The organism is Cyclobacterium salsum, from assembly GCF_010119245.1.
Classification (GTDB): Bacteria; Bacteroidota; Bacteroidia; order Cytophagales; family Cyclobacteriaceae; genus Cyclobacterium; species Cyclobacterium salsum.
The window spans coordinates 599,838-612,348 of sequence record NZ_WNKG01000001.1; the positions used below are offsets into that span (position 1 = coordinate 599,838).

Annotated in this window: 9 protein-coding genes; 5 read left to right on the plus strand and 4 right to left on the minus strand. The window is 46.6% G+C overall.

What is annotated here, in order from left to right; all coding sequences use genetic code 11:
- Positions 1-73: 73 nt before the first annotated feature.
- Together GJS45_RS02325 and GJS45_RS02330 are read left to right on the plus strand one after the other, a co-directional pair.
- The gene (locus tag GJS45_RS02325; protein WP_162339820.1) at positions 74-1,714 is read left to right on the plus strand and encodes an acetolactate synthase large subunit; all 1,641 of its coding nucleotides are present in this window, start codon (positions 74-76) and stop codon (positions 1,712-1,714) included.
- Complete coding sequence (locus GJS45_RS02330) at positions 1,711-3,114, plus strand: aldehyde dehydrogenase family protein (protein ID WP_162339821.1); 1,404 nt, start codon at positions 1,711-1,713, stop codon at positions 3,112-3,114. Before GJS45_RS02325 ends, GJS45_RS02330 begins: the two co-directional genes overlap by 4 nt.
- A gap of 284 nt (positions 3,115-3,398) precedes the next feature.
- Here the strand turns inward: GJS45_RS02330 and GJS45_RS02335 are convergent, their stop codons facing one another.
- Positions 3,399-3,713 (minus strand): hypothetical protein, encoded by a 315-nt coding sequence (locus tag GJS45_RS02335; RefSeq protein ID WP_162339822.1) that lies wholly within the window; start codon positions 3,711-3,713, stop codon positions 3,399-3,401.
- 1,342 nt (positions 3,714-5,055) lie between these two features.
- The gene (locus GJS45_RS02340; protein WP_235954550.1) at positions 5,056-5,808 is read right to left on the minus strand and encodes an NUDIX hydrolase; all 753 of its coding nucleotides are present in this window, start codon (positions 5,806-5,808) and stop codon (positions 5,056-5,058) included.
- 151 nt (positions 5,809-5,959) lie between these two features.
- Between GJS45_RS02340 and GJS45_RS02345 the strand changes: the two genes are divergently transcribed.
- Genes GJS45_RS02345 through GJS45_RS02355 form a run of 3 tightly spaced genes read left to right on the plus strand, consistent with a single transcriptional unit; the run spans position 5,960 to position 10,423 of the window.
- Positions 5,960-7,480 (plus strand): glycosyl hydrolase family 79 N-terminal domain-containing protein, encoded by a 1,521-nt coding sequence (locus GJS45_RS02345; RefSeq protein ID WP_162339824.1) that lies wholly within the window; start codon positions 5,960-5,962, stop codon positions 7,478-7,480.
- 13 nt (positions 7,481-7,493) lie between these two features.
- Complete coding sequence (locus GJS45_RS02350; RefSeq protein ID WP_162339825.1) at positions 7,494-8,309, plus strand: SDR family NAD(P)-dependent oxidoreductase; 816 nt, start codon at positions 7,494-7,496, stop codon at positions 8,307-8,309.
- A 20-nt stretch (positions 8,310-8,329) separates the two neighbouring features.
- Complete coding sequence (locus tag GJS45_RS02355; RefSeq protein ID WP_162339826.1) at positions 8,330-10,423, plus strand: PKD domain-containing protein; 2,094 nt, start codon at positions 8,330-8,332, stop codon at positions 10,421-10,423.
- Between the two features lie 274 nt (positions 10,424-10,697).
- Here the strand turns inward: GJS45_RS02355 and GJS45_RS02360 are convergent, their stop codons facing one another.
- Together GJS45_RS02360 and GJS45_RS02365 are read right to left on the minus strand one after the other, a co-directional pair.
- Positions 10,698-11,756 (minus strand): tartrate dehydrogenase, encoded by a 1,059-nt coding sequence (locus GJS45_RS02360; protein ID WP_162339827.1) that lies wholly within the window; start codon positions 11,754-11,756, stop codon positions 10,698-10,700.
- 389 nt (positions 11,757-12,145) lie between these two features.
- Positions 12,146-12,454 carry a putative quinol monooxygenase gene (locus GJS45_RS02365; protein WP_162339828.1) on the minus strand — a complete coding sequence of 103 codons (309 nt, stop codon included), beginning with the start codon at positions 12,452-12,454 and terminating at the stop codon, positions 12,146-12,148.
- Between the last annotated feature and the right edge of the window lie 57 nt (positions 12,455-12,511).

Consider the following 12,511-nt stretch of genomic DNA (forward strand, 5'->3'; position numbering starts at 1 on the left):
TAAATTCATAAAGGGTAGATTAGTATCAAATTTGCTCTTACTTAACAAAACGCTACTACCACAATTTTTACTTATGAAAGCATCTGATTTATTTGTCAAAGCCCTGGAAAAAGAAGGGGTAGAATATATTTTTGGCGTTCCCGGAGAGGAAAACCTGGACCTGCTGGAATCCCTGAGCAAGTCTTCCATACGCCTGATCCTTACCCGGCACGAGCAGGGAGCCGGTTTTATGGCCGCTACTTACGGAAGATTGACCGGCAAACCGGGCGTTTGCCTGGCCACCCTGGGTCCCGGAGCGACCAATCTCGTAACTCCGGCAGCCTATGCGCAGCTCGGAGCCATGCCCATGATGATGATCACCGGTCAGAAGCCCATCAAAAAAAGTAAGCAAGCGCGCTTCCAGATCATCGACGTGGTGGACATGATGCGGCCGCTTACCAAATACACCAAGCAAATTGTGAATGGCAGTGTCATCGCTTCCAATATTCGGGAGGCGTTCCGTCTGGCTACAGAAGAAAGACCCGGTGCCGTACACCTGGAATTGCCGGAGGACATTGCCCAGGAGGAGACGGAAGATACCGTGTTTGAGGTGGTCGGGCATATCATGCCCAAACCGGATGATGCGGCCATAGATGCGGCAGTCACCATGATCAAGCAAGCTAAAATGCCCTTATTGCTGATCGGAGCAGGAGCCAACCGAAAAGTAACCTGCGATGCCTTGGCAGATTTCGTAGACGAGACGGGGATTTATTTTTTTACCACCCAAATGGGCAAGGGGGTCATCGACGAACGCCACCCCCAATACCTGGGAACCGCCGCATTGTCCAGCAACGATTTCCTGCATGCCGCCCTGGATGAATCCGACCTGATCATCAATGTGGGGCACGATGTAATCGAAAAACCCCCATTCTTCATGAAACATGGGGGTAAAAAGGTGATCCATGTGAACTTTGCCCCGGCCGAACTAGACCCCGTTTATTTCCCCCAACTCAACGTGGTGGGAGATATCACCACGGCAGTACAAAAACTGACAGAGAAAATCACTAAAACCAGCAACTGGGACTTTTCTTTTTATCAAAAGGTAAAAGCAGAGGTGGCTGGCCATTTAAGTAAATATTTTGAAGACGAGCGCTTTCCTACCCTGCCCCAGCGCCTCGTAAACCTACTGCGTAAAAAGCTGGGAGATAAGGATGTCATCACCCTGGACAACGGAGTGTACAAAATTTGGTTTGCCCGTAACTATACGTGTTACCAGCCCAAAACCCTGTTGTTAGACAATGCCCTGGCCTCCATGGGTGCGGGACTACCTTCAGCCATGACCGTCAACCTGCTTTATCCTGACAAGAAAGTCGTAGCCGTATGTGGGGATGGGGGTTTTATGATGAACTCTCAGGAACTAGAGACCGCTGTTCGGCTGGGCCTCAATCTGTTAGTCATTATTCTTAATGATCAATCCTATGGGATGATCAAATGGAAACAGGAAGACATGGGTTTCAAAGACTTTGGCTTGGATTTTAAAAATCCGGACTTTATTCAGTATGCCCAAAGCTACGGCGCCCATGGCTATCGGCCGGGAAGCGATCAGGAACTTCAGGAAGTTCTGGATAAAACCCTGAACAGCCCCGGGGTGCACGTGATCGATTTGCAGGTCGATTACTCCCTAAACCATCCCATTTTAAATGTAATGTTAAAAGAAAAAACAGCGAAATTATGAGTACTACCCATAAACTAAAAGTACATTCCCCCTATGATCAACAACTAATCAAAGAGTTGCCCATGATGGATGAGGCTGCCGTGGAAAAAACCCTCCAAACCGCCTATGCGCTGTTTCAAAACCAGTCTGGCTGGATTCCTGCCTATAAGCGAATAGCGATTCTGGAAAAAGCCCGTCAACTCATGGAGGTAAAGGTAGAAGAATTGACCAAAACGGCCGCTCAGGAGGGCGGCAAACCCTATAAAGACTCCAAAGTGGAAGTACTCCGGGCTATTAATGGGGTAAAGATTGCCACCGAAGAGATTTCGCAGCTTCGCGGAGAACAAGTACCCATGGGCATCACCGAGTCCTCGGTCAACCGCCTTGCGTTTACTATTCGGGAACCAATCGGTGTCGTGGCCTCGATTTCCGCTTTTAACCACCCGTTAAATCTAATCGTGCACCAGACCGTAACCGCCTTTGCGGCAGGCTGCCCAGTGATCATCAAACCTGCCAGCACCACTCCCTTGTCCTGTCAGGCACTGGTAGAAATCCTAAAGGAGGCAGGCGTACCGGAAGGCTGGGTACAAATGGTGCTATGTACCAATGAATTGACCGAAAAGCTGGCCACAGACAAAAGAGTCAATTTCCTCTCTTTTATTGGTTCGGGTAAAATCGGATGGTACCTGAAGTCGAAACTGGCTCCCGGCACCCGATGTGCCCTGGAACACGGCGGTGCTGCTCCGGTGATCGTAGAGCAAGATGCCGTCATGGAGGACATGTTGCCCCTGCTGGTTAAGGGTGGCTTTTATCATGCCGGACAGGTCTGTGTCTCCGTTCAAAAAGTATTTGTTCATGAAAAAATCGCCAGAAAACTGGCACTGGACATGGCCGAGGCGGCCGAAAAACTGAAAGTGGGCGATCCCCTGGATGAAGCTACGGAAGTAGGCCCGCTGATCCGTACCGGAGAAGTGGACCGCGTAGAGGAATGGGTGAAAGAGGCCGTGGATGGCGGTGCCGAATTGCTTTGTGGCGGCAAGCGAATCAGCGACACCTGTTTTGCTCCTACGGTATTGTTTAATCCTCCCCAGGATGTCCGCGTATCCAAAGAGGAGATTTTCGGGCCGGTGGTCTGTGTTTATTCCTATGCAGACCGGGAGAAGGCCATTGAATTGGCCAACAGCCTGGAATACCATTTTCAGGCGGCCGTCTTTACCAAAGACATCGATCTGGCCCTGGACACCGTACAAAAGCTTAACGCCACCGCCGTCATGGTCAACGACCATACAGCTTTCCGGGTAGATTGGATGCCCTTTGGCGGACGAGATGCCTCCGGAGAAGGACTGGGCGGTATCCCCCACTCCATGCAGGACATGACCCGGGAAAAGCTGATGGTCTTTAAGAGTAAATTGCTTCCCTAAACTCAGGTAAATCTAAATAGTAATGGCCTTCCATCGGAAATTGGAAGGCCTTTTTTAGCTTAGCATGGACTTGAATGTAATTGGGAACACTGATTTGGCTAAAGCCTTTAATAAGGGGAAAAAACCTATTACCTACAGCTAAAGCAGAAGGCAATTGATGATCAGAATCCTGGTTCTAAATAAATTTTACCTCAATAGGAATGCGGCTTTAGCCCATTCTTAAAAATAGAATAGCGAGAACCTGGCTTTAGCCAAAACCGATACCCCAGGCAGCTGGCAATTGATTAAGAGGATCCTGGTTCCTTGTAAACCAAGAACGTATTTGGGGGTTCGATTCCGATAATCCGCCTACAAACATCCGGAAGGAAGTGTCCTGGGACCGATCTGTAGCCATAAGGATTGGTTGCAACGCCGTCACCGCACAGCAACGATGGCATTTTGATAGTAGAAAACTGATTGTGGCGGTAATTGATGGTATCCGTTTCCTCGTCCAGGCCAGTAACCTCCTGAAACACCACTGCTTTTTCCAGTGAATCAAAGGTGACGGTAAAGTAAAACTTTGGCAAGGGCCACATGGTATCTTGAACTTCTTCTTCCATGCTCTTACAGGATTAAAATGTAAATTATTTTTCGTTAGGGGGGATTTGTCAAAAAACCCCATATCCGAAGCTTTGAATAGTACATTAATCAGCAATCCCCCGGTTACCATTCGTAATAGTATTGCCGCTTTTTTCTTCGCCGGTGTTTGATCAGAAAGTGGCGGCTAATATCCCTATCTCAAAAGGATGGTTGCTTGCACACAAACCATGCGCCACCCGACTCTCGGTTTTCAATAAACAAAATAAGGAATTCGGATAGGAAATCAAGGATAATCGGCTACTATTATCCGGGTAGGGCGATTTTTTCGTGGGCTTCCGATAGGCCACTGGCCTGGGCCATTTTTATCGTAAAGCCTCAATTGGGAGCTTCCCTGCTTGATTGGTCCTGCACTAAGCCCAAATGGCTAAAAATTGGTACACAAAGTGAAAGAAGGTCTTTTGCCAAAGAATTTAAATGGACGGTATTGAAACTCCATAAACCTGGTAATCGGTCATGACCATGAGGGTTATAACTAAAATTATTTGTTTTTCTGGTAGTGCGGTGTATCTTTAGTCATACGTTATTGATTTCTAATGATGATAGTATCCAACAAATACTTACTTCTCCCGGTCCTTGTCCTTATGCTTTGTTTTCATAATCGTGCATTAGCACAGGAATCCGCTGAAATTTTTACCGCAAAAAACATGGTCTTTGTGGAGTTGTTAGGAAATTCAGGATCATATGCAGCCCACTATGGACGAATAATCCATCAAAAAGACAAGATGAAATTATCCGGTAGTGTGGGCTTTTCATTGGTTCCCCGTAAAGGCTTTGAACCTTTTTATCCAAACTTCTTATCACCTGTTTTCCCTGCTGAATTCACGGTTTTCTGGGGAAAGTCGCGGCACCATTTGGAGTTAGGGACTGGTTTTCTATTGCGTCAGGATCGAACATATATGTTTGATTCTGAATTTACTCCTACAAATCTAAGACAGGAAGTTTTTTGGGATAAATCTATAACCATGAGAATCGGTTACAGGTATCAAAAACCAGAGGGTGGATTTTTTTTCAGGGCTGGTTACACCCCTATGCTTAATTTTGAAGGTTCCGAATTTGCTGAAAAACCCATTCGTTTTTTTCCATTCAATGTGGGAATCAGCCTGGGGAAAAGTTTTTAAAGAATTAAACGAAAGACCACCGAGGTTTTAAAAACCTCAGCGGTCCTGTTCAGAAATCCAAAATTATCCTACGTTCGCCACTCTTTTCTCTCTTCTTCTCATCTCATACCAATTTAGTTATCTCTATTTATTCTATTTGGGGGTAAGAAAGGAAGGGATTTTCCTGCCAAAAATGTCGGTTCTGCTATTTCAGTCTATAGAGATAGGGCGCTTTGTTCTTCGCTCCGGTTAACTTTTTTTCCAAGCGTTCAAGCACGCCCATATCCAATATTTTCTTTTGAAAGTTGCTGCGGGTAAATTCCTTTTCAAATATCGTCTCATAAATCTGTTGCACTTCTTTCATGGTAAACTTCTCTGGAAGTAAATTGAAGGCATTGAATTTATGATCGATGTCTGCCCGGAGTGCTTCCAATGCATCGGTAAACACCTCATTGTAGTGCATGATCATTTCGGGTACTTCCTGAATGGGATACCAATCTATGGACACGTCGAACTGGGTCAATTTGGGACTGACTCGTTTCATATCCACCAAGGCATAGTAACCAATGGAAATAAAACGTTTTGTAAACCAGTTATATGCATTGGAATTGTTCGTCTCCCTTAGAAATTTTTGGTCTTCGGAATAATTCGATTTTATCAGCGAATCCAAAAACTGCTTCCGTTTGTTGTCGGCCTTGCCAAAAACCTTGAACTGCTGCAGATAAATATCTTTAAAGCCGGTTCGGTCTTCCAAAATTCGCTTTGCAGCATCGTCAAGGTTCTCTTCCTGCTTAACAAAGCCGCTGTGAAGCGCATAAAAGTCGCCCATAAAAGCCAGTTTGGAAAGCAAAACCTTCAATTGGCGATTCTCATAGCCGAAGATTACGCAATCGATCGCTACCTGTGGAATATAGTTTTTATCGCTCAATACGTCCATACGATTAAAAGTAAATGGCATAATTTATTAACTAGCTATCGGTAATATTGCCTGCCCCAGGCCTGCCCCCTCCCCAATAAGCAATATTAGTAAAAAAATATAAATTATATTGTATATTTTTTTATACAATAAAAAATTTTAATACTTTTGGATCCTAATCAAATGCGTTTTTATGAAATCGATACCAAAATACCTGGCAATACTACTGGCCGGACTAACTCTTTCCTGCGCCAGCGAAAAGGAGACCGCGGAAACTTCTGCCCTTTTTGACTTTTCCGAAATGGAGCAGGTTGCCGAAGTGAATGAACGCTACCAATCTATCAATGTAGAAATGTGTGAAGTGGTCGGTGGCGATTTTTGGGTGCCCTACAGTCAAATTGATACAGCCAAGGTTCAGGCCCTTGGTTTTGCCGGACTCAAGCAGAGCATCCCCTCTATCAACCTATACGATGAAAAACTACGTACCCTTTCAAAGGCACTAGGCCCTATGTACATTCGTGTAAGCGGTACCTGGGCCAACACCACGTATTTTCAGGACAACGACGAGCCGAAAATGAGCGAGGCACCCGAAGGATATGAAAATGTATTGACCAGGGCTGAATGGAAAGGTGTCATCGATTTTTGCAAGGCCATGGATGCCAGATTGGTTACCTCTTTTGCCAACAGTGAAGGCATTCGGGACGCCAACGGGGGCTGGACGCCTGAACAGGCAGCGCCACTTTTGGACTACACCCATTCAATCGGTGGGGAGATCCATGCTGCCGAAATGTTCAATGAACCTTCACATGCCAGCCATGGTGGCGCACCCGAAGGGTATGACGCGGCGCAGTATGCGGAGGATTTTGCCGCTTTTGAAGCATTCGTATCCCAGGCTGCTCCGGAGATGAAGATCATGGGGCCCGGATCGACCGGTGAAGGGGGAATCATCCCGGGAATCGACTCTACCCTAACCACCGACAAAATTCTTTCGGCCAGCCCTGCGCCGGAATTTGAGATTTTTAGCTACCATTACTATGGAGGGGTCTCCCAACGATGCATGGGACAACTTACCCCGGAAAATGCATTGAGCGAGGAATGGCTTTCAAAGACCGAGGAAGGATTGTCTTACTATGAAAAAGCCCGAGACCAATACCTGCCCAATGCTCCCCTGTGGTTGACTGAAACCGCTGAAGCGGCCTGCGGGGGAAATCCCTGGGCAGCTACCTATGTAGATAGCTTCCGCTACCTGGAACAGTTGGGGAGACTGGCCAAAAAAGGCGTACAGGTGGTCATGCACAATACCTTGGCGGCTAGTGAATATGCCTTGCTTGAACAGGATACCCACGATCCCCGGCCTAATTACTGGGCCGCTCTATTGTGGAGTAAATTCATGGGGCAGCAGGTCTACGATGCCCCAGTGCCCGCTGATGGACCCGACCTGTTTATTCACAATTTGAAAAATGCTTCCAATGGCTACGCAGTGTTATTGGTTAATCCGAAAGACGCCGAGACATCCTTCGATATCCCGGCGGATGCCATGCAGTACCTGCTCACGGCAGACGATATTCTTTCCAAAGAAGTCAAGCTGAATGGAGAAGTACTTCAACTCAAATCCGATAATACCTTACCTGAAATCCAGGGTAAAAGCGTGCAGGCCGGAGAGTTGGTGATGCCCGCCAAAAGCATCCTGTTCCTGACCTTTTCTAACCTATAAGCCAACCAGAGGGATGAAAGTAGCAGATAAATTATGGCTGGTTACGGGAGGTGGAAATGGCATGGGCCGTAGCCTGGTACTTACCCTTTTGGCAAGGGGAGCCAGGGTCGTGACAGTAGATATCAATCAGCAAGGGCTGGATGAAACCCTCGCTTTGTCCGGAACGAATGACGGTTCGCTTTTAACTTATGCGTTGAACATTGCTGACAGAGAAGCCGTGGAGAAAACGGTTGCCCAAATCATTTCCGAAAACGGTCCTATGGATGGTGTAATCAATAACGCGGGTATTATTCAGCCTTTCAAAAATCTGAATGAATTGGATTATCCTACGTTGGAGCGGGTATTCAATGTAAACTTTTGGGGTACGCTTTATCTCACCAAGGCTGTTCTCCCCCATCTGTTGAAACGGCCCGAGGCGCATATCGTCAATGTGTCGAGCATGGGCGGATTTTTCGCATTTCCGGGGCAAACCCTATACGGGGCCTCCAAGGCAGCGGTAAAGCTGACCACCGAAGGCCTTATCCAGGAGTTGCGCAATACCCGGGTCAGGGTCTCTGTCGTCTTTCCCGGCGCAATCCATACCAACATCATGGCAAATTCCGGCCTGGAGGTCAGCGGAAAAAAGGCGTCTTCGAAAAATGGAGCTTCCAGCGCCTTGCCTGCAGATAAGGCAGCCGAAATCATGATTGACGGCATCGAAAAAAACATAAGTCGAATTTTCGTTGGCAAGGATTCCCGCATGATGGATTACATGTACCGGCTCAACCCGGATTGGGCCTTGCGCTTTATTGCCAAAAAAATGAAGGACCACCTTCCAAAAACTTCTTAAAATCCGAATACTAAAGCCCAATGAGAAAATTTAACTTATTACTCATCTGTACCTTCCTTGTCGCAGGCTGCCAGGTAGTATTAGCTCAGACAAATCTGGTAACGGTTAAATGGGGATTTGCGACCGCTGATTCCCTATTTGCTGCGCCGTATGTAGATGTTGACGAGTGGCGGGATGAGCCAATACGACATCGGTATGTACATGGAGGATTCGAAGGGACCGATACCCGGTTTTCGTTCTATTTTCCGCCAAAGGAGACCTATGAAGGCCGCTTCTTTCAGTACATTACCCCTATACCCGACAACGAAAACCTGTCTCAGGGTGCTACAGGAGAAGAAGACAAAATCAGTTTTTCTATCCAAAACGGTGCTTACTTTATAGAGACCAATGGTGGCGGAAACCCTGGAATCGGAGCCGATCGTCTTTATAATCCCTATAAAGCCAATGCCGCCAGTGCAGCGTTTTCCAGAACAGTGGCCAGGCAAATTTACCCTGCTGATCAGAGGCCATTCGGTTATGCATTTGGTGGTAGTGGCGGAGCCTATCGGACCATAGGTGGTTTTGAAAACACCGATACCTGGGACGGAGCAGTGCCGTACGTGGCCGGTTCGCCCATGGCCATCCCCAATGTATTTACGGTACGCATGCATGCGATGCGGGTATTACAGGATAAGTTACCACAGATTGCGGATGCCATTGAACCAGGGGGTGGCGATATGTACGCCGGGCTAAACCCGATGGAGAAAGCGGCCCTTATGGAAGTTACGAAGATGGGCTTTCCCAAACAGGCATGGTTCAACTATGATAAAATGGGTATACATGCTTTTCCGGCTATATTTAAAGGAATGAAAATGGCCGATGTGGCTTATTTCACTGATTTCTGGACGGTACCCGGTTACCTGGGAAAGGACAAATACGAAACGATTGAGAGGGATCGCCTGCAACAGAAAGCCCGGATCAAAAAAATTATCACCAAAAGGGAAGCGTATGAGTTGGGATTGACTATAGCAAATGGTCCCGGCAACGCCAGGGGAACGGCCGATGCCGCCTGGCAAAATCTGGACCCAAAGACGGATACCCTCCCTGTCGCCTTTCAATTGGATTCGGGGCTGCCAGAGGTGCAATTCTTGGGAGGGGAACTCAACATCCTATCGGGTGAAACGAAAGGGAAAGCTTTGGCACTCAAATCCATTGACAATGACCTGGTCGTAGTAGATGCCATAGATCCTAAAATTGCCGCTTCCCTCCAGGTAGGTGATGAGGTACAGGTCGATAATAGCGATTATCTGGCCGCCCAAACCTATCATCGTCATCAGGTACCGGGCCCCGAGTATGAGGTATGGGATCAGTTCAGAGATGAAAACGGAAATCCTATCTATCCGCAACGCCCCATGTTGCTTGGCCCCATGTTTACACGAGCCACGGTTGGTGCCATGCCAACCGGTAATTTTAAGGGGAAAATGATTTTACTGGGTTCGCTGTGGGATACGGAGGCCTATCCCTGGCAATCAGACTGGTATCGTAAACAAGTAAAAGAATCCCTGGGGGATGCCTATAAAGATAATTTTAGGCTGTGGTTTACCGATCATGCCAGTCACGGTGATGTTGCGGTGCCCGGTGATCCTACCCATATTGTCAGCTACCTAGGCGTGTTACAGCAAGCCTTGCTGGACCTGAGCAATTGGGTCGAAAAGGGAATCGCACCCGCTGCGGCTACCAACTATAAAATTACCGATGGCCAGGTAATTGTCCCTGATGAAGCCAATGAAAGAAAGGGTATCCAACCCGTCATCCACCTCAAAGCTAATGGAAGCCAGAAGGCAGCGGTATCCGTCGGTGAAAACGTCACCTTATCTGCTCAGATAGAAATACCCGAAAATCAGGGAAGCCTGGTGGATGTATCCTGGGATATGGATGGATCGGGTGATTTTTTGGCGAAGGAAAACCTGAGGGATACAGATCAGCATAAAATGACCATTACACGAACCCATTCCTTTTCGGAATCGGGAACCTATTTTATCACCCTTAGGGCCGTCTCTCAGCGAAATGGAGATACGGAAACGCCATTCACCCGTATTCCTAATCTGGACCGCGTGAGGGTGGTGGTGAAGTAATAATCAGCAGCAACCCCAATCGAAAAATATCAGGTCAATTCTTTAGCAGAAACTAAGAATAGTAACGGCAGGCTTGGATCCAGGTATTTAAACTGATTGCCGGTGGTTCTGGCAACTCGACAACAAAGGGACCATTTATCAGTATCAGTTAAAAAATTCGCTAATTGCCGTATCCCCCTTGCCGTATGCTCAAACGCCAAAAATACATGGTGTGGTTCGTATTTCCTGGAAATGAACGTTTTATGGCCCGTTTTAGGATCCGTTAACAGGGTAATTATTTTTTCAATATTTTATCAATAATGGCAGCGGTCACCTCCTGGGTAGATGCTTTCCCACCTAAATCTCGGGTACGTATTTCTCCCTCTCGTATGTTAGTTTCGATAGCTTGCATCAGTAAGTTGGCACCTTCATACTCACCCAAATGATCAAGCATCATTTGCGCAGTCCAGAAGCAAGCAATGGGGTTAGCAATGTTGAGACCCGCAATATCAGGGGCACTGCCGTGGACGGGTTCAAACATACTTGGATAATCCCGTTCCGGGTTGATATTAGCACCGGCAGCAATACCCATTCCTCCAACCACCGCCGGTCCCAAATCGGACAAAATATCGCCGAATAAATTACTCGCAACCACTACATCAAACCAGTCGGGATGCTGTACAAAATGAGCGGTAAGAATATCAATATGAAATTGGTTCTTTTCAACCTGAGGATAAGCTTTTCCAATTTCTTGAAATCGTTGGTCCCAAAACGGCATTGTATGGATGATCCCATTGGATTTTGTCGCACTTGTAATTTTCTTTCTTCTTGTATTGGACAATTCAAAAGCAAATTTCATTACTTTATCAACACCCTTTTTGGTGAAAATACTTTCTTGAATGACCACTTCATTTTCCGTGCCTTCGTAGATTTTACCACCAGCGGATGAATACTCTCCCTCATTATTTTCTCGTACGATGTAAAAATCCACGTTACCGGGGTTTTTCAAAGGGGACGAAATACCATCTAACAGACGTACTGGGCGAAGATTTACATATTGCTGAAAAGTTCTTCTAATTGGAATCAATAATCCCCATAACGAAACATGGTCGGGGACTCCTGGATAGCCTACGGCTCCCAAAAATATGCTGTCACTATCTCTTAGTCGATCTAAACCATCATCGGGCATCATTTTTCCCTGTTTTAGGTAATACTCACACCCGTAATCATGGTTTGTAAACTTGAAGGAAAAACCACATTGGGCAGCGATGGCATCCAACACTTTTACTGATTCTCGAATAACTTCTTTTCCGATTCCGTCGCCTGGTACAATCGCTATTTCGTAAGATTTCATTTACGCTAGTTAGTTAAAAATTTAAACAAGCATTTAATTTTTGGCTCAAATGCGATAGAACACTTATATAAACGGAAGTTTTGAAAGGCTATTTTTCGATGACTAGCATTCGATAATCAGTTTCGGCTGTGTGTCGCAGCTAACATGAGGGTATCTTATGTTTGAAGAAGACAATATAGGGACTTGTAACACTTGCTCAAATAACAGGATACCTAATGTTGTTTTGAGTTTTTCCAATAATTCGCGATATTCCACCAAGCCAACCCATTTAATACTAGCTTCCCTTTCTGTTTATCCGGTTTTACCGGTCTATTGCGCAGGGAAACCGACCGGTGTTGCAAACGACCCCTCTGCTACTGTTACATACCTCTCCCGATGGAAGCCCCACCTTAAATTCCCGCACCGCCAATAAGCTCCAGCTCCTGCCCTTTGGCTGGCGGGCCGTCCAGTAAGGGCATGGCCTGGGTGATGAGTTCCCGTACCCCTTCTACTTTCAATGAATTGTCGTGGTCCTCTTTGCTGTCCCAGATTTCGGTAATGTATACGGAATGGCTATCGGCCTTGTCCTTTCCGATTACATATAGCCTACACCCTTTAGCGGTAGCCACCAATTCGGACGCTTGCAGTAAAATCGCTGCCAGGGCTTCCTGATGCCCGGGTTTTGCGGTCAATTTGCCATTCAATAGGTATTTGTTCATTTTATACGGATTAGCATTTATTGTTCTAAGGAGCTAAAGGTAACGAAACCTACCTTT